A 17,362-nucleotide genomic window follows, 5' to 3' on the forward strand; every position below is an offset into this window, starting at 1 on the left:
ATTATGAGCGGCCTGTCGCACAAACCCCTGTGTGAAATCCGTGTAACGACTCAAGGAGGATCAGTGCCGACACTCGCGGACGTCGCCGCGCTGGCCGGGGTTTCCAAGGCGACGGCCTCTCGCGCCCTGGGCCGGCCGGACCTGGCCGCCCCGGAGACGGTGGCCCGCGTCCGCGCAGCCGCCGAGCAGCTCGGATTCGTCCCCAACCGGGCGGCCACGCAGCTCGCCCGCGGGCGGACCGGTGTGGTCGCCGTCGTGGTGCCCACGCTCGACAACACCTTCTTCACCCCGATCATCGGCGGCGCCCAGGCGCGCGCGGCCGACTCGGGCATGCAGCTGACCATCGCGGTGCACTCCCTGGAGCACGCCGCCCAGGTCGCCGCGGTCGAGCAGCTCGCGCACCAGGTCGACGGCTTCCTGCTCACCGCGCCCCGGGGTTCGGACGAGATCGTCCGCGCCGCCGCGTCGTTCAAGCCGACCGTGCTCATCGACCGCGAGATCGAGGGCATGACCTCGGTGGTCGCCGACACGGCCACCGCCTTCGGCACGCTCGTCACCCGGTTCGTCGAGATGGGCCACGAGCGCATCGTCTACATCGGCGGCCCGGCGGGCTCCTGGCAGGACCGCCAGCGCCAGGCGGCCATCCGCGCCGCGGCCGGACCGAGCGGCGCGACGCTGACCATGCTCGGCCCCCACCCCTCGACGTTCGCCGCCGGGGTGGAGACGGCGGAGGCCGTGGTGGCCGCTCGCGCCACCGCCGTGGTCCCGTACGCGACCTCGATCGGCCTGGGCCTCATGTTCGCCCTGCTCCACCGCGGGATCCGCGATGTCGTGGTCAGCTCGGAGCGCATGATCGTCGAGAGCCTCGGCCTGGGCGACGTCCCCGCGATCGACGTGGACGGCGAGAAGCTCGGCGAGGTGGCCATGGACCAGCTCATGGCCCTCCTCGGGGAGCGCAGGGAGCCGTCACCCACCACCCGCCGCCTCACCGTCCCGATCAGCTGACCGAAAGGTGTAACAACGGGCGGGTTGCGGCCACTTCGTGGTGTCAGAAGAAACGCATCCCGAACGAAGGGGCTGGGCGGTGTCAGATGATGAGCACCGGTTCACCGGCATGTACGACGAATGCCGACAACGGGTGTGGGCCTACGTCGTGAGCCGCGCGGGCCGCCAAGTGGCGGACGAGGTGGTGAGCGAGACGTTCGCGATCGCCTGGCGGCGGTTGGAGGACGTGCCCGAGCCGGCGCTGCCGTGGTTGCTCGGCGTCGCCAGGAACGTCCTGCGCGACAACGTCCGCGCCGAGGTGCGCCGCGAGGCGGTCGCCGCGGAGCTGCGGGCCTGGGCCGAGGGCGACGTCGCCGAACACGTGACCGAGCGGATGGGCGTGCTGCGCGCGCTGGCCGCCGTGCCCGAGGACGATCGGGAGATCCTCATCCTGGTCGCCTGGCACGGGCTGTCGCCGAAGGAGGGCGCGCGGGTCGTCGGCTGCTCGTCGGCGGCGTTCCGCGTACGGCTGCACCGGGCGCGCAAACGACTCAAGCAGGCCATGGAGGCCACGGACGCCGGCCCACGGCGCGAACCCCTGCCCCACGTGCGGAGCCTCAACGAGGAGTGGTCATGAACCCCATCGACGAACTCCGGGCCGCCCGGCCCGCCGACCTCGGAGACCGCCCGATCGACCCGCGCACCAGGGCCGCCGAGCTCTCCCGCGCCATGTCCCAGCCCCGGCCGGCCCGGCGCCGGCGCAGGCCCGTGCGGCACGTATGGAGCCTGGGGCTCGCCGGAGCCGCGGCGGCCGTCACCGCCGTGGCCGTGGTCGTCGCGACGAACGGCACGGCGTCCACGGCACGAGGCCCCGACACCCCGGCGAGCACCCGGCAGGCGGTGACGCTGTCGGCCCGGGAGGTGCTGCTGGCCGCGGCCGCGCGGGCGGAGCGGCAACCGGAGAGCAAGGGCGGGTACTGGCACACCGTGTCGGTGCGCCGGACCCTGTTCGCCGCGGCCAAGGGCGGCTACCGGGTGCTCGACCAGCGGCGGGACGAGGGCTGGACACCCAGCGCCACCGGCCCGGACCAGAAGCGGTGGGGCCGCATGCAGTCCCTCGGAGCCCGCCCGGCCACCGAGGAGGACCGGCAGGCGTGGGAGCGGGCCGGGTCGCCCACCTCCATCGAGGTCACGGTCCCCAGGAAGCCCAAGCCCATGATCCTCAAGACGTCGCCGGGCCGGGCCATGACCGGCCGCAGCCCGCTGACCGACGGGGACAAGGTCTTCTGGCTGGGCCGCAACGTCTCGGTGAAGGACCTGCGCGAGCTGCCCCGTGACCCGGACCAGCTCAAGAAGCGGCTCTTGGGCTGGAAGGGTCGTGACAACGACGTGCCGATGCAGGGTGATGCGTGGCTGTTCGTGATCAGCGCTGGGTTGATCATGGACATGCCGGTGACGCCCGAGGTGCGCGGCGCCGCGTTCCGGATGCTGGCCGAGCTCGACGACGTACGGGTCATCGAGAACGTCACGGATGCCGAGGGGCGCACGGGCACGGCCGTGGCGATCAACGAGCCGACCTTCGACGGCGGCGTCACGGAGCACCGGCTGATCATCGACGAGGCGGCCGGACAGGCCCTGGCGAGCGAGTACGTCGCGGTGAAGCCGCGCGGCCTCCAGGCCGGCTTCGAGCCCGGCACGATGTGGAACTCCATCGCGGTGATCAAGGCGGGCTGGACGGACGACAAGCCCGAGTGACCGTCACGGGTCGGAGCGGCCGGCCCAGGCCGGCCGCTCCTCCCGCCCGGCATCGGTGCTCTCCTCAGGGAAGTGGCAGGCGACGCGGTGCCCCGCGCCGGTCAGCGCGGGCTCCTCGACGGCGCATCGCTCCCTGGCCTTCCAGCAGCGGGTACGGAAGCGGCAGCCCGACGGCGGATCAGCCGGGCTCGGCACGTCACCGGTGAGCACGATCCGCCTCCGCTCGCCCCGCTGCGACGGACACGAGATCGGCACGGCCGAGATGAGCGCCTTGGTGTAGGGGTGGGCGGGTCGTGCGAAGATCTCCGCCCGCTCGCCCTCCTCCACGATCCAGCCCAGATACATGATCGCCACTCTGTCGCACAGATGCCGCACGACCGACAGGTCGTGCGAGATGAACAGGTAGGCCAGGCCCAGCTCGCGCTGCAGCTGGGCGAGCTGGTTGACGACCTGCGCCTGGATCGAGACGTCCAGCGCGGAGACGGGCTCGTCCAGCACCAGCACGCGCGGGTTCAGGGCCAGCGCCCTGGCGATGCCGACGCGCTGGCGCTGGCCGCCGGAGAACTCGTGCGGGTAACGGTTGGCATGCTCGGGTGACAGGCCCACCAGCTCCAGCAGCTCGCCGACCCGTTCCCGGCCGCCGCGGCGGTAGCGGCCCTGGGTGCGCAGCGGCTCGGCGACGATCTCGTGCACGGTCAGCCGCGGCGACAGCGACGAGTACGGGTCCTGGAAGACGATCTGGATCTCGCCGCGCAGCGGCCGGAGCTCGGCATGCGACATGGCGGCCAGGTCGCGCCCGCCGTACAGGATGCGGCCGGAGGTCGGCTCGGTCAGGCCAACGACGAGCCGGCCCGTCGTGGTCTTGCCGCAGCCGGACTCGCCGACCAGCCCGAGGGTACGGCCGGAGCGCAGCGCCAGATCCACGCCGTCCACGGCCCGGACCGCCCCGGTACGGCTCGGGAAGTGCTTGACCAGGCCCTCGACGGCCAGCACGGGTTCGCTCACACCGGCTCCTCGTGGAAGTGGCAGGCCGACAGGTGACCGGCGGCCACCACGACCGGCTCGGGACGTTCGGCCCGGCAGGCGGCGCGGCCGGCGGCCAACGCGCAGCGTGGCTCGAAGGCGCAGCCGGGCGGCGGCGCCAGCAGGTCGGGCGGGCTGCCCGGGATCGGCACCAGGTCCACCGTCGCCGGCTCCAGACGGGGACGGCCGGCCAGCAGGCCGCGCGTGTAGGGGTGGCGGGGCGTGGCGAAGACCTGGTGCACGTCGCCGTGCTCGACGACGCGGCCCGCGTACATGACCGCGACCCGGTCGGCCAGCTCGGCGATCACGCCCAGGTCGTGGGTGATGAGCACCGCCGCCGCGCCGGCCTCCCGCCTGGCCGTGTCGATCAGGCCGAGCACCTGGGACTGGACGGTGACGTCCAGCGCGGTCGTCGGTTCGTCGGCGATGAGCAGGTCGGGCTCGTTGGCCAGGGCCATCGCGATCATCGCGCGCTGGCGCATGCCGCCGGAGTACTCGTGGGGGTGCCGGCCGTACCGGGCGGCGGGGTCGGCGACGCCGACGGAGGCCAGCAGCTCCAGTACACGGGCCCGCACGGCGGCGCGGCCGAGGCGCGGCTGGTGCAGCCTGATGGCCTCGGCGATCTGGGCGCCGACCGGGACGACCGGGTTGAGCGCCGTCATCGGGTCCTGGAAGATCATCGCGATGCGGCGGCCCCGGATCCGGCGCAGCCGGCGCGCGGGCAGGGCCAGCAGGTCCTCGCCGTCGAAGTGGACGCTGCCGCGCACCACCCGCCCCGGCGGCCGGACCAGGCCGAGCACCGACATCGCGGTCACGCTCTTGCCCGAGCCGGACTCGCCGACCACGCCGAGGATCTCGCCGGGCCCCACCTCGAGGCTGACTCCGTCGACGGCGCGCACCACGCCGTCCCGCGTGCGGAACTCGACCGCGAGGTCGTCGACCGTGAGCAGCGGCGTCATCCGCGGGGTCCCTTCGGGTCCACGGCGTCGCGCAGGCCGTCGCCGACGAAGTTCACGGCCAGCACGGTCAGCGCGATGGCCAGGCCGGGCGGCAGCCACAACCACGGCATGGTCTGGATGAGGGTGAGGTTCTGGGCGTCGGTCAGCATGTTGCCCCAGCTGGCCCGCGGCGGCCGTACGCCGAGGCCGAGGAAGGACAGCACCGCCTCCAGCAGGATCATCTGCGCCACCAGCAGCGTGCCGGCCACCGCGACCTGCGGCAGGACGGCGGGCAGCACGTGCCGGCCGATCACCGTCAGCCGCCCGGCCCCGAAGGCGCGTGCCGCCTGGACGTACTCCCGCTCGCGCAGCGACAACGTCAGCCCGCGCACCACGCGGCAGGCGGTCGGCCAGTTGCACGCGGCGAAGACGAGCACGAGCATCGCGGCGCCCGGCCCGAGCACGCCCGCCAGCACGACGATGACGACCAGTGACGGGAAGGAGAGCACCACGTCGGCGGCGCGCATGACGACGGCGTCGACCGGCCCGCCGAACATGCCGGCCAGCGCGCCGAGCAGCGTGCCGAAGGCGACCGCCGCCAGCGACGACAGCAGGCCGACCAGCAGCGAGACCCGGCCGGCGTGCACGAGCCTGGCGAACACGTCGCGCCCGGAGGAGTCGGTGCCGAGCAGGTGCGCGGCAGACGGCGGCTCGCGGAAGGCGGCCAGGTCCACCGCGTTCGGGTCGTGCCCGGCCACCATCGGCGCGGCCAGCGCCAGCACGCCGACGGCGGTCAGGAACACGGCTCCGGCCAGCGCCATGCGGTTGCGCCGGAAGCGCCGGGCGGCGAGCGAGCGGGGCGAGGCGGGGGCGACGGTCGTGGTCATGACAGGCTGATCCTCGGGTCGGCCACCGCGTAGAGCAGGTCGGCGGCGAGGTTGCAGACCAGGACGAGCACCGCGACGAACATCGCGAACCCGATCACCACCGGGTGGTCGAGCTGGCCGATCGAGCTGACGGCGAGCTGCCCCATGCCCGGCCAGGCGAAGACCTGCTCCACGGCGACCGCCCCGGCCAGCAGCTGCGGGATGGAGATCATGACGACGGTGATGAGCGGGACCAGGGCGTTGCGCAGCGCGTGCCGCATCAGCACCCGGCCCGGACCGGCGCCCTTGGCCTCGGCCGTGCGCACGTAGTCGGCGTCGAGCTCCGCCAGCAGCCCGGCGCGCACGTACCGGGTGAACGGCCCGGCGATGGACAGCCCGAGGACGGCCGCGGGCAGCACCAGGTGGGCCAGGATGTCGGCGGCGCCGCCGTCGCCCGGTGTGGACATGCCGGAGGACGGCACCCAGCCGAGCCGCAGCGAGAAGAGGTAGATCGCGGCGATGCCCAGGAAGAAGCCGGGCACCGAGATCGCGCCGAGGCCGGCCACGGTGGTGGCGTGATCGACCGCGGTGTTGCGCCGGATCGCGGCCAGTGTGCCCGCCGCCACCGCCAGCACCAGGCCGATCGCCAGGGCGGTGCCCATGAGCAGCACGGTGGGGCCCATCCGCTCGCCGAGCACCTCGGCGACCGGGCGGCGGCTGACGAAGGAGTGGCCGAGATCGCCGCCCAGCACGTCACGCAGCCAGATGCCGTACGTGACCAGAACCGGCCTGTCCAGACCGAGTTCGGCGCGTTTGGCGGCGACGAACGCCGGGCCGCCCGAGGCCAGTCGCTCGGGGTCGACCATCATCCGCACCGGGTCGCCGGGCGCGGCGCGGACCAGGAGGAACACGCCGACGCTGATGAGCAGGAAGACGGCGGCGTTGGTCAGGAGCCGGCGCACGAGGTAGGCGAGCATCAGCCGGCCAGGGTCCACTCGTCGGCGTTCCAGAAGCCGGTGGTGAAGTCGCCGCTGGGCTTGAAGCCGCGCAGCCGCGAGCCGGTGGCCCACAGGGTGTCGGGGTTGTACAGCCACAGGTACGGGACCTGGGCGTTGTCCTTGCCGGCGGCCTCCTGGTAGAGCTTGGCGCGCTGGTCTCGGTCGGTGCGGGCGTCGGCTCGGGCGGCGAGGGTGTCCAGCGACTCGTCACAGAAGTTACTGACATTTCCTCCGCCGGGGTAGAAGGCGGCGCAATTGATGATCGTGACGCTGCTGGAGGGGTCCACGGCGTAGCTGCCGCCGCCGAAGAGCGCCAGGTCGAACGTGCGCTTCTCGTAGGACTCCAGCAGTTCGGCCGCCTGCACCTGCTTGAGCTCGACGGTCATGCCCACCGCGCTCAGCGCGCCCTGCACCACCGTGGCCGTCACGTCGCGGTCGCGCTGGCCGGGGATCCACGACAGCGTCACCTTCTGGCCGGCCTTCCAGCCCGCCTCGGACAGCAGCGACCTGGCCCTGGCCGGGTCGTAGGCGTACTCCTCCAGCATGCCGGGCAGCGCCCAGGGGGTGACGAACGAGGAGTTCTGCACCCGGCCCCGGCCGGCCAGGAGCTTGGCGACCAGCGCCTCGCGGTCGATCGCGTGGAGCATCGCCCGCCGTACCCGGGGATCGGCGAAGCGCTTGTCGCTCTGGTCGACCGCGATCCTGATGAAGCCCGGGCTCGGCTTCGCCGAGACGGTGACGCCCTTGAGCCCCTCCACCGCCCGCAGGTCGGTGGGGGAGATCTGGACCAGGTCCATCTCGCCGGTGCCGAGCTGCGCGGTCGCCACGTCCGAGCTGATGGGTTTGAGGAAGATCCTGGGGATCGCGACAGGCTTGCGGTAGTGCGGGTTGGCGGCCAGCTCCACGTACTGGTCGGTCTTGTAGGTCACGAAGGTGTACGGGCCCATGCCGACCGTCGGGTGGTTGAAGAAGGTGCTGCCGGCGATCTTGTCCACCGGCTCCATGCCGAGCACGTGCTCGGGCAGGATGAAGGCGAGCGGCCCGGCGATCAGGCTGAGGAAGCCGACGTTCGGCCTGGCCGGCCTGATCACGAACGTGGTGTCGTCCGGGGCCTCGAAGGCGGCCCCGGCCAGCTTGCCCGCCATCGCGCTGCCGCTCTTGGCATCGGCCAGCAGCTTGTAGGTGAACAGCACGTCTTCGCTGGTGAACGGCATGCCGTCGCTCCACTTCAGGCCCGCGCGCAGGTGGAAGGTGATCCGGTCCTCGTCCACCTCCCAGCGCTCGGCCAGGCGCGGCGCGTAGGCGTAGGAGTCGTCGACGGTCAGCAGGTTGTCGAAGATCAACGTCATGACCTGCTGGTCGGGGCCAGTGGGCGGGTCCAGCGGGGAGAAGCGCTTCGGCTTCTGGTACAGGTGGATGTTGATCGCGTTGTGCGCGGAATCCTGGGCGGGAGAGTCGGCCGGGCCGGAGCAGCCGGCGGCGAGCACGAGGACGACGATGGCCAGCGCGCCTGACAGGCGGTTCATGGGGGCCTCCGGGGAGCCTCCTGAAAGGATTGTGCACAATGAGTGACTGTAAAGATACTTACAGTAATGTAGGCTCCACGCAAGCGGGCGGGGTTGCCGACTGGCGCTTCGCGGCGCTGGAGGCCGGTGAACGGCCTGTCTCGTTCGACGTGCCGGAGGCCGACGCGTCGATCGCCGACTGCACCTGGCTGCCGATCCGCTTCGACGGGCGGACCCCGGCGATCGCGTCGGCGGGCAGGGTCAGCCCAGCGGTCTTGATGTTCTCCTCCAGGTGGGCGACCTTCGCTTGAGCGTCAGGCGCCTTCGCGGTAGAGATCGGCGAGCAGGGCGACGGCGGCGTGCGTGGCGGGGTGGGGGTCGTGCCGCCGCCAGATGAGGTGCACGGGTACAGGGTCGGCGTCGCGCAGGGGGCGGTAGGTGATGCCGTCGCGGCGGTACTGGTTGGCGGTGGCCTGCGGGGTGACGCCGACGCGGCGGCCGGTGGCGATGGCGGCGAGCCAGTCGTCGATGTCGTGGGTGTACTCCGTCGCGGGGCGGGCGCCTTCGGGCCACAGGTCCAGGGTGGTGGTGCCGGTGCGGCGGTCGACCACCAGGGTGCGCTCGCGGATCTCGTCCAGGCGGATGCTGCGGCGTCCGGCCCAGGGGTCGTCGGAGGCCAGGGCGAGGTAGCGGGGCTCATGGCCGACGAGCGCGTGGGCGTAGCGGCGGGTGTCGATGGAGGTGCGGACGACGGCCAGGTCGCACAGGCCCTCGGCGAGGCCTCCGGTGGGGGTGTTGTGGCGGATCAGGTGAAGCTCGATGCCGGGGTAGCGGCCGTGCCACCGGCGCTGGAACTCGGCGGTGTGCCGGCCCATGGCGGACCAGGCGTGACCGATGCGCAGCCGGGTGTGGCCGGTGGTGGCCTGATGGACCAGTTCGTCGGCCTCGGCAAGCAGATGGCGGGCGCGGGCGAGGACCTGGACACCGGCGGTGGTGGGGGTGAGGGTGCGGCTGGTGCGGTGCAGCAGCCGCACTCCGAGGATCCGCTCCAGCGCCAGCAGGGTGCGGGAGACCGCCGCCTGGGACAGGCCCAGCTCGATCCCGGCGTCGGTGAAGCTGCCGGTGTCGACGATCGCGACCAGGCAGCGCAGGTGCCGCAGCTCCAGCTCCTTACGACCATCCATGCGTCCAGAGTATAGATACGTCCTTGGATGCATTTTTCGTATGCTTCGGCGTACCGGATGGTTGTGCCATGGCACTCGAAGCAGGCACGGAGACGGCCGCTCCCGCGTCGCGGCCGAGCTCGACGCGGTGGTCCGGGATGGCGCTGATGGTGGGCAGCGGGCTGTCCAACCAGGTCGGGGCGTCGGTCGCCGCGCTCGCCCTCCCGGTCCTCGGGCCGGTGGGAGTGGTGGCGGTGCGCCAATGGGTGGCCGCCGCGGTGCTGCTGAGCGCCGGCCGGCCGAGGCTGCGCTCGTTCAGTGCCGCGCAGTGGCGGCCGGTGCTGGGGCTGGCCGTGGTGTTCGCGACCATGAACCTGACGCTCTACGCGGCGATCGGCCGGATCGGGCTCGGGCTCGCGGTCACCCTGGAGTTCCTCGGCCCGCTCGCCGTGGCGCTGGCGAGTTCGCGCCGCCGTACCGACCTGGTGTGCGCTCTCGCCGCCGCGGCGGCCGTGGCGATCCTCGCCCGCCCCCAGCCCAGCACCGACTACCTCGGCATCGGCCTGGCCCTGGTCGCCGCCGTCTGCTGGGGCTGCTACGTCCTGCTCAACCGCACCGTGGGCGAGCGCCTGCCCGGGCTGCAGGGATCGGCCGCCGCCGCGGCCGTCTCCGGCGTGCTCTACCTGCCCGTCGGCGTCGCCGTCCTGTGGCTCCACCGGCCCACCGCCGGTGCCCTGCTGTGCGCGTTCGCCGCGGGGGTGCTGTCCTCCGCGGTGCCGTTCCTCGCCGACCTGCTCGCGCTGCGCCGGGTCCCCGCCCACTTCTTCGGGATCTTCATGAGCGTCAACCCGGTGTTCGCCGCCCTGATCGGCATGGTCGTTCTCGACCAGCGCCTTGACGCGGCCTCGTGGCTGGCCATCGCCATGATCGTCACCGCCAACGCCGCCGCCGTGGCTCCCAGGCGCTGATCGTCGTACGCCGAGCCGGCCGATCAGGTCGTTGGCCCTGTTCAAGGGGGACCTGTGGCCCTGGGGCGGCGCGGTGGCGCACGGTGGAATGAGGGGAAAGGGGAGAGACATGCGGCAGCTCAGCGCGCTGGACGCGCAGTTCCTCAACTTCGAGACCGCCACCAACGTCGCGAACGTCGGCGGTCTGGCCGTGCTGTACAAGGACCTGTCCAGGAAGAAGATCCAGCGCAGGCTGGCGGAGCGGATGGCCGGGGTGCCGCAGCTGCGGCAGCGCCTGGTCCGCGTGCCCCTCGGCCTGGATCACCCGTACTGGGCCGACGACGGCGAGGTGGACCTGGACCATCACGTCCGGGAGCTCACCCTGCCCCCTCCCGGCGACGACGCGCAGCTGGGTGAGCAGGTGGCCCGCCTGCACGAGCGCCGCCTGGACCGAACTCGTCCCCTGTGGGAGATGTACCTGATCCACGGCCTGGCCGGCGGCCGCTGCGGCATCTACGCCAAGGTCCACCACGCGGCCGTCGACGGGCTGACGGGGGCGGAGGTGCTCGCCGCGCTCATGGATCCCGTGCCCGAAGCGGCCTCGTACGAGCTCGAAGCCCCTCCGGGGCTGTGGCGCATGCTGGCCAGGAGCGCCTGGCACCTTGCGGGGAATCCCGCGCACCTGCTGCGGTTCGCGGGCGAGGCCCTGCCGGTTCTGGACCAGCTCCCCGTCATCTCCCGGCTGCCCGGCGCGAGCGCTGTCGCGCGGCTGATCCGGCGCGCGCCCCGGCCCGAACTGCCGGACATGGAGGCCCCGCACACCCCGCTCAGCGGCCCGGTCTCCTCCCGCCGCCGTTACGCCTTCGCCGAGCTGCCGCTGAAGGAGATCAAACGGGTCAAGAACGCCTTCGGCGTCACCGTGAACGACGTCGTGATGGCGCTCGTGGCCTCGGCGTTGCGGCGCTGGCTGCTGGCCCACGCGGCGCTGCCGGAGATCCCGCTGGTCGCAGGGGTGCCGTTCTCCGTACGTGGCCAGGAGGGTGTGAACGAGGGCAACCAGGTCACCATGATGATCACACAGTTGCCCACGCACGTGGACGACCCCCGCCGGCGGCTCGAACTCGTGAGCGAGGGGATGCGGCAGATCAAGGAACGGTTCGCCCTGACCCCCGCGCGCCTGCTGCGTGACCTGAGCGAGAGCATGCCTGCCGCCCTCAACGGCCTGGCCGACCGCGCCGCGCTTGATCTTCTGGGACGTACGGGGCCGCCTGTCAACGTGGTCGTCTCCAACGTTCCCGGCCCGCAGTTCCCGCTGCGGATCGCCGGGGTCAGGCTGCTGGCGCACTACCCGGTGTCCGTGGTCACCGACGTGAGCGGCGCCGTGAACGTCACGGCCTTCTCCTACAACGGGCGCCTCGACGTCGGGTTCACCGCCTGCGGGGAGCTGGTTCCCGACGTGTGGGCCTTTCCCGGCTACCTGCGCGAGGCCCTGGACGAGCTCAGCCCGAGTCCGAGGAGGGCGGGAGTCCGCAGGAAAACCTGAGGGCTCAGAGGCCGTGGATGCGGCGGCCCGTGATCTGGTGCGGGACGATGCGGATGTAGAGGCGACGCTCGCCACCCGCCCATGGGGTGATGTCGGCCCGGATGACCTCGTCCTCGGGCACGTGGTGGGCGGGGCCCTGGACGAGGACGCTCCAGCCCTCCCGCCGGGCCTCGTCGATCCGGTCGACCTGGAAGCCGATCTTGATCTCCACCCCTTCCACGCCGCTGCGCAGGTCCTGGTCCATGGGGCCGCCGTGGGCGGTGCGGAAGACGATGGCGCCGTCGTGGACCTTGTAGTTCACGGGCAGCACCGTGGGCCCCTCCGGACCGTTGAACGCCACCCGGCCGATGCCGCCCGGGGCGACCAGGCGCAGGCACTCCTCGGGTTCGAGGATTTCCAGGACCGCGTCGGCCGAGCCAGGGCCAGGGCCGGGCGGGCGATCGCGGCCGCCGCCGAGCAGCTCCTCGGCCGTCGTTTCGAGGGCGGTGGCCAGGCGGGTCACCGTACCTGTGTCAGGAGTGCCCAGATGGCTTTCGAGGTGCTGGACGTATCCGGCGGACATGTCCGCCCGGTCGGCCACCTGTTCGGCGGTGAGGCCGAGCCGATGACGGTGGTAGCTGATGCGACGCGCGAAGTCGCCGGTGCCGGTCATGAGCGTGTCCTCCCTGGTCATGTCACGAAGCTAGCCAGTCACCCGCTCGGCGGACAGAGTCCTTCGGCCCTTGCCGGACCGACCTCCGGCCCTGCTGCGGGCGGGCGCGAGCGGGTCGGATGGAGGGTGACGAAGGAGGCGTATCGTGATCATCGTAGGAGCCGACGGCTCGGAGAACTCGCGCTCCGCGCTGGAATGGGCGGCCGACGACGCATACCGCATGCGGGTGCCGCTGCGGATCGTGCACGCCATGGACCGCTCGCCGTACCAGATCCGCAAGTACCCCATCGACGCTCTCCCCGATGCGCTGCGGCGCGAGGGGCAGAGGATCCTGCGTGAGGCGGAAGTGCTCGTGTGCGCGCGCCAGCTCACCATCGAGGTCACGACCGAGGACCTCGAGGGAACGCCCGCCGAGGTCCTGCGCGAGCAGGCCAAGGACGCCACCGAGGTCGTGGTCGGCAGCCGGGGACTCGGCGGGTTCACCGGTGCGCTGCTGGGCTCCGTCAGCATGCACGTGGCCGGCCATGTGCCCTGTCCCGTCGTGGTCGTACGTGGCGAGCGGCGGCCGGTGTGCCAGGAGGTCGTGGTCGGGGTGGACGACTCGCCGGCGTGCGAGCCCGCGCTGGCCTACGCCTTCGAGCAGGCGAATCTGCGCGGGAGCGCGCTGCGGGTGGTGCACGCCTGGCAACTGCCGGTGCACGCCTTCGCGCCGGAGATCAGCTACGACATGGACGAGATCCGTACGGCGCAGCATCAGGTCGTCCGCGACCGGGTGAAGATCCTCAGCGCTGACCACCCGGAGGTGAAGGTGGTCGAGGACGTCCAATCCGCCCATCCCGTCGAAGCGCTCACCGACGCGTCCGAGCGGGCTGACCTGCTGGTGGTGGGCTCGCACGGGCGCGGAGCCCTGGGGTCGATGCTGCTCGGCTCGGTCAGCCGGGGTGTCCTGCACCACGCGCACTGCCCGGTGGCGGTGGTCCGCGCCTGATAATCGCAGGCCAGGACCTTGGTCACCCGGCATCGGGGACGTTGGCCACTGCCGGGGGAGGCCGGGCCGGCGGATCGTGAAAGCGGAGGTGGAGTTATGTCGCTCGAAGTCAAGGACGTCATGGGCCGGGTGGCCATCGCCGTGCTGAAGGAGGCCTCCTTCGCCGAGATCGTGGAGGCCATGGAGCGGTTCGCGGTGGGCGCGGTCACCGTGATCGACGCCTACAGACGGCCCGTGGGGGTCGTCTCCGAAGACGATCTCCTTCTCAAGGAGGCCGGCACCGTCAGGCACGGCGTGCCGATCTTCGAGTCGCGCAAGCGGCAGCAGGAGCACCGGAAGGCCGCGGGCGTGACCGCCGTTCAGCTCATGACCTCTCCGGCGATCACCGTCACACCGGACACCTCCGTGCGGGACGCGGCCCGGCTGATGCACGCCGAGCGCGTCAAGCAGCTCCCCGTGATCGACATGAACACCGGACGCATCGTCGGCACCCTGCACCAGCGCGATGTGCTGCGCGTCTTCACCCGCCCTGCCGAGGAACTGGCAGCGGACGTCAGAGCCGTCCTGCCGGATCCCGAGGCGTTCACCGTCGGCATCCACCAGGGCGTGGTGACGATCAGCGGCGTGGTCGAGTGGAAGTCCCAGGCCCTGGCGTTGACGGAGCAGATCCGGCTGATCGAGGGGGTCGTGGACGTGAGATCCGAGGTGACCTTCGACAAGGACGACCTCCTCATCGTCCAGGAGGCCTTCCGGGACGGCGGCTGAGGGACGAAGGTCCCGGCGCCGCGGGCCGTACGGCACTGCCTCGAAGAAGACGAAAACGGTGTGCTTGAGGTGCGACAAGGACGACCGATCCCCACCGAAAGGGGGCCGTCATGAACACCACCGTCAACAGGCCCGGCACGGACACCGGCACCGCCACCACCCGCCGTCCCGTCGACTACGTCTGGGCGATCGCCCGGATCTCGATCGGCTGGATCTTCCTGTGGGCGTTCCTGGACAAGACCTTCGGCTGGGGATTAGCCACCCCGGCCGCCCGCGCCTGGATCTCCGGCGGCAGCCCGACGACCGGGTTCCTCAAGGGCACCGGTGAGAACGCGCTGGGCGGCTTCTTCGGCTCCCTGGCCGGGCAGGCGTGGGTGGACTGGCTGTTCATGGCCGGTCTCCTGGGCGTCGGCCTGGCGCTGGTCCTGGGCGTCGGCACCAGGATCGCCACGGTCGCCGGGGGCCTGATGCTGGCTCTGATGTGGGCGGCCGAGCTGCCCCTGGCCAACAACCCGTTCATGGACGAGCACATCGTCTACGCGGTCGTCCTGGCCGGCCTCGCCCTCGCCGACGCGGGAACCACCCTCGGACTCGGCAACCTCCCCATCGTCCGGCACAACCCCTACCTCAAGTAACCGGCGACCTCCACGCCCACCCCTCGGAAGGGGTGGGCGTCGCGCTGCTCGTACAGCGGTCGCGGAGCGCGTGGTCGGCGCTCGCCTGGGCCGCCGACGACGCCGGACGCAGAGAGCTGCCGTTGCGCATCGTCCACGTACGCGAGCCCTGGCGGCGGCGCGTCGGGTTGCCCGCGGCGGCGGGGCTGGGTCCGGCCACCTTTTACGTGGACCTGTCCCACACGGGCGCCGCCACGTGCGGGTCTGCGCCGCGACCAGGTGGCCGGACGGGTGCGACCGCACGCCCCGCCGGTCCGGGCGGCCGACGCCACCCGGGGCCCGGTCGTACTGGCCGGGATCGTGGCAGGTGGCGGACCTGGATGGAAACCGTCGGCCGGAGCTGGGCCGGTCGCAGGTCGCGGCCTCCGGGCTGCGCCGCCGCTCGCCTTCAGTGAGAGGTGCCAATCGCGCTGAAGGCGAGCGCTGCCGGTGCCTGCCCGGCCTCAGTGGACAGGAGAGCTTTTCCCGTCACGCTTTTCCGGCGTTTGTTCGGCTCAGCTGCTGCCCGCCGGCCTTGTCGCTCGTGGTCCGATGGTTATGGCCGTGGTCTGGTTGCTTGCTGTGCCGTTTTTTGTGATGGGAGAGCCGGTCCTGAGGTCGGTCAGGATGACCGGCTCGATCTCTTCCAGATAACCGTTCAGCAGCAGCCAGCTGATCGGGACTTCTTCGCTTGTCTGAGGAGCTTCGGGAATGTACTTGCTGAGCACGTGATATTGCGTGCCGCCGCCTGGCTGCTCGAAGGCGGGCGCCGCCGGGCCCACGTCGACGCGGAACGACTTGAGCACCCGGAAAGCATGATAGTTGCACAGGTGCTCGGGATCCTGCGGGTTGGTGTTGAGATTCCGCGGTGGCAACGCGCGCCTGGTGTACAGGTCGCCCAGTGGCGCCAAGAATGACCCGGTGTAGCCGCCGAAACGGTCGATTCTCATGCCAGGCTGGAGAAACGTCGTCTTGAGCAGCAGTCGGCCGTTGGGATAATCGCCGGAACGGGCGAATCCGGCGTCGGGCGGGAAACGATAGTTGTTCACGACGTAGTCCCAGTAGCGCCCGAGGAAATGCTGGGGACTCAGACCGCCCAACGGCACGTAGCCGCGCAGGAGATTGCTGATGTAGCCGGTCTGGGGCAGGAGCTTCGGTCCCAGATCCGGGTCGCCGGTTACGTACGGTGATCCGCATACCTGGCCGCTGCTCTGCGTGCTCCCGCTTTCGGTCTCGCTTTTGTCCGGAGGCGCCGTGGGGCGGAAGGCCATGGGTTGGACGAGCTGGGTTGCTGACGGGGCGGCATTGTCAGCTTGCGCGGCCACGCCGCTTTGGGTGCCGGCCAGCGCGCATATCGCGGCAGCCAGTACGGCGCTTCGTCGATGAAATCGCATAATTTATCCGTTGGTTGCACTTGGGAAGTGAAAAAATAGATCACCGAAGGTGATCGGGTTCTACATTCCCAGTGCCGCCTGTGGCGCATCTTCGGCGTTATAAGGAAAAGGTAAAGATGTTGCGACAAAAGTGGTAAGGATTGTCATTCATTGAATTTATTGCGCATGTTGGTCTTTGTCGGATATGTGCCGATCTCGCGACGCCGTCGTGGGGGAGTTTGGCGGTCGAGATGCGAAGGCGATCATGCCTAGGCGGTTGCGGTTGTTCATCGGGTTGGCGCCGGGGGCGAATGGCCCAACGGCGCGGGCGGCCGTCTCTGCCGATCGACTTGGTCGCCCAGGGCGGGTCGGCCTGTCCTTCGGCGAGGCTCGGCCCACTTGGCCACAAGCAGTTGATCTACACTGTAAAGGGGCACGCGATGTGGTCCCCCGTGATGCGGCCACGCGGGGGTCACGCACCGGCGTGGCTGTACCATGGCCCGACCATGCCGACGGTGGACTTCAGGATGCGAGAAGCCGAAGGAGGCGCGGACGACGATGACCTGGTGGACGATGGTCCGGTTCCTGCACGTGTTGTCCGCGGCGTTGTGGGTCGGCGGGCAGCTCACGGTGTCGCTGGTGGTGCTGCCCCTTGCCCGTCGCCTGCTGGAGGATCAACCGCGGGCCGAGGTGCTGACCGCGGTCGGCCGCCGCTTCGGGATCATCACCGTGGCCGCGTTCCTGCCGGTCCAAATCGGCACCGGCGTCGCGCTCGCCTGGCACAAGGGCGTCACCTGGTCCTCGCTCGCCGATCCCGGTTATGGCCGGATCCTGGCCGCCAAGCTCCTGCTCTTCTGCGCGGTCATGGCGGCTGCCGGTCTCCACGGCTGGGCCTCGAGCGCGGCCCGTCCCCGGCTGGCGCGGACCATGGCAGTGGCCTCACTGGTGGGGTCGCTCGGCGTCGTCCTGCTGGCCACCGCCCTGCCCGCGAGCTGAGCCGCACCTCGTGACCGCATAGGGGACAGGACGGGTCACGCACTCGGTCCGGACTCGCCAGCCGGCCCTGCGGACCGCTCTACCGGCCGCCGCAGTGGCTCTGTCCTCGCTGTCAGTGCTCGGCAGCGCCCGCCGGTTGCGCCGCCCGCTCTGCCGATGTCCCTTCCGGATGAGGTTGGCGGGAGGGACACGTGCCGGCCTGCGGCCCGTCAT

At 71.3% G+C, this 17,362-nt stretch carries 18 protein-coding genes; 10 read left to right on the forward strand and 8 right to left on the reverse strand.

Annotation, left to right across the window (positions count from 1 at the left end):
• The first annotated feature begins 63 nt into the window (after positions 1 to 63).
• The 3 genes from AB0J87_RS41920 (at position 64) to AB0J87_RS41930 (ending at position 2,739) form a co-directional block, all read left to right on the forward strand.
• On the forward strand, positions 64 to 1,005 hold the full coding sequence (locus tag AB0J87_RS41920; protein WP_355199699.1) for a LacI family DNA-binding transcriptional regulator: 942 nt from the start codon (positions 64 to 66) through the stop codon (positions 1,003 to 1,005).
• A gap of 79 nt (positions 1,006 to 1,084) precedes the next feature.
• Positions 1,085 to 1,621, forward strand: coding sequence for a sigma-70 family RNA polymerase sigma factor (locus tag AB0J87_RS41925; protein ID WP_363975637.1), 537 nt, complete (start codon positions 1,085 to 1,087; stop codon positions 1,619 to 1,621).
• Positions 1,618 to 2,739 (forward strand): CU044_5270 family protein, encoded by a 1,122-nt coding sequence (locus AB0J87_RS41930; protein ID WP_363975640.1) that lies wholly within the window; start codon positions 1,618 to 1,620, stop codon positions 2,737 to 2,739. The genes AB0J87_RS41925 and AB0J87_RS41930 overlap by 4 nt, the downstream gene beginning before the upstream one ends.
• 3 nt (positions 2,740 to 2,742) lie before the next feature.
• On the opposite strand, the gene AB0J87_RS41935 is transcribed toward AB0J87_RS41930, so the two are convergent.
• Genes AB0J87_RS41935 through AB0J87_RS41955 form a run of 5 tightly spaced genes read right to left on the reverse strand, consistent with a single transcriptional unit; the run spans position 2,743 to position 8,090 of the window.
• Entirely contained in the window at positions 2,743 to 3,744 is a 1,002-nt protein-coding gene (locus AB0J87_RS41935; RefSeq protein ID WP_363975643.1) for an oligopeptide/dipeptide ABC transporter ATP-binding protein, read from the reverse strand.
• Entirely contained in the window at positions 3,741 to 4,721 is a 981-nt protein-coding gene (locus tag AB0J87_RS41940; protein ID WP_363975646.1) for an ABC transporter ATP-binding protein, read from the reverse strand. The genes AB0J87_RS41935 and AB0J87_RS41940 overlap by 4 nt, the downstream gene beginning before the upstream one ends.
• A complete protein-coding gene (opp4C, locus tag AB0J87_RS41945; protein WP_363975649.1) occupies positions 4,718 to 5,587 on the reverse strand; it encodes an oligopeptide ABC transporter permease in 870 nt (289 codons plus the stop codon). Before opp4C ends, AB0J87_RS41940 begins: the two co-directional genes overlap by 4 nt.
• On the reverse strand, positions 5,584 to 6,543 hold the full coding sequence (locus AB0J87_RS41950) for an ABC transporter permease (RefSeq protein WP_363975652.1): 960 nt from the start codon (positions 6,541 to 6,543) through the stop codon (positions 5,584 to 5,586). Before AB0J87_RS41950 ends, opp4C begins: the two co-directional genes overlap by 4 nt.
• Positions 6,543 to 8,090: an ABC transporter substrate-binding protein gene (locus AB0J87_RS41955; protein WP_363975655.1), complete on the reverse strand. Its 1,548-nt coding sequence runs from the start codon at positions 8,088 to 8,090 to the stop codon at positions 6,543 to 6,545. The genes AB0J87_RS41950 and AB0J87_RS41955 overlap by 1 nt, the downstream gene beginning before the upstream one ends.
• A 38-nt stretch (positions 8,091 to 8,128) precedes the next feature.
• Here AB0J87_RS41955 and AB0J87_RS41960 point away from each other — a divergent pair, with 38 nt between their 5' ends.
• Positions 8,129 to 8,380, forward strand: a complete 252-nt coding sequence (locus AB0J87_RS41960; protein ID WP_363975658.1) for a hypothetical protein — start codon at positions 8,129 to 8,131, stop codon at positions 8,378 to 8,380.
• Positions 8,381 to 8,383: 3 nt separating this feature from the next.
• On the opposite strand, the gene AB0J87_RS41965 is transcribed toward AB0J87_RS41960, so the two are convergent.
• Complete coding sequence (locus AB0J87_RS41965; protein ID WP_363975661.1) at positions 8,384 to 9,253, reverse strand: LysR family transcriptional regulator; 870 nt, start codon at positions 9,251 to 9,253, stop codon at positions 8,384 to 8,386.
• Positions 9,254 to 9,321: 68 nt separating this feature from the next.
• On the opposite strand from AB0J87_RS41965, the gene AB0J87_RS41970 reads away from it, so the two are divergent.
• Together AB0J87_RS41970 and AB0J87_RS41975 are read left to right on the forward strand one after the other, a co-directional pair.
• The gene (locus tag AB0J87_RS41970) at positions 9,322 to 10,200 is read left to right on the forward strand and encodes an EamA family transporter (protein ID WP_363975664.1); all 879 of its coding nucleotides are present in this window, start codon (positions 9,322 to 9,324) and stop codon (positions 10,198 to 10,200) included.
• A gap of 109 nt (positions 10,201 to 10,309) precedes the next feature.
• Positions 10,310 to 11,722 carry a wax ester/triacylglycerol synthase family O-acyltransferase gene (locus tag AB0J87_RS41975; RefSeq protein WP_363975667.1) on the forward strand — a complete coding sequence of 471 codons (1,413 nt, stop codon included), beginning with the start codon at positions 10,310 to 10,312 and terminating at the stop codon, positions 11,720 to 11,722.
• A gap of 4 nt (positions 11,723 to 11,726) precedes the next feature.
• Here the strand turns inward: AB0J87_RS41975 and AB0J87_RS41980 are convergent, their stop codons facing one another.
• Complete coding sequence (locus AB0J87_RS41980) at positions 11,727 to 12,395, reverse strand: pyridoxamine 5'-phosphate oxidase family protein (protein WP_363975670.1); 669 nt, start codon at positions 12,393 to 12,395, stop codon at positions 11,727 to 11,729.
• A 124-nt stretch (positions 12,396 to 12,519) separates the two neighbouring features.
• On the opposite strand from AB0J87_RS41980, the gene AB0J87_RS41985 reads away from it, so the two are divergent.
• The 3 genes from AB0J87_RS41985 to AB0J87_RS41995 all read left to right on the forward strand — a co-directional run bounded on the left by AB0J87_RS41985 (position 12,520) and on the right by AB0J87_RS41995 (position 14,762).
• A complete protein-coding gene (locus AB0J87_RS41985) occupies positions 12,520 to 13,362 on the forward strand; it encodes a universal stress protein (protein ID WP_363975673.1) in 843 nt (280 codons plus the stop codon).
• Positions 13,363 to 13,458: 96 nt separating this feature from the next.
• Positions 13,459 to 14,127 (forward strand): CBS domain-containing protein, encoded by a 669-nt coding sequence (locus AB0J87_RS41990; protein WP_363975676.1) that lies wholly within the window; start codon positions 13,459 to 13,461, stop codon positions 14,125 to 14,127.
• A gap of 110 nt (positions 14,128 to 14,237) precedes the next feature.
• The gene (locus AB0J87_RS41995) at positions 14,238 to 14,762 is read left to right on the forward strand and encodes a hypothetical protein (RefSeq protein ID WP_363975679.1); all 525 of its coding nucleotides are present in this window, start codon (positions 14,238 to 14,240) and stop codon (positions 14,760 to 14,762) included.
• A gap of 533 nt (positions 14,763 to 15,295) precedes the next feature.
• Here the strand turns inward: AB0J87_RS41995 and AB0J87_RS42000 are convergent.
• Entirely contained in the window at positions 15,296 to 16,174 is an 879-nt protein-coding gene (locus AB0J87_RS42000) for a TNT domain-containing protein (RefSeq protein WP_363975682.1), read from the reverse strand.
• Between the two features lie 537 nt (positions 16,175 to 16,711).
• Between AB0J87_RS42000 and AB0J87_RS42005 the strand changes: the two genes are divergently transcribed.
• On the forward strand, positions 16,712 to 17,149 hold the full coding sequence (locus tag AB0J87_RS42005) for a hypothetical protein (protein WP_363975684.1): 438 nt from the start codon (positions 16,712 to 16,714) through the stop codon (positions 17,147 to 17,149).
• Positions 17,150 to 17,362 lie beyond the last annotated feature (213 nt).

Origin of the sequence: Nonomuraea sp. NPDC049625, from assembly GCF_040675285.1 — a bacterium.
Taxonomy (GTDB): Bacteria; Actinomycetota; Actinomycetes; order Streptosporangiales; family Streptosporangiaceae; genus Nonomuraea; species Nonomuraea angiospora_A.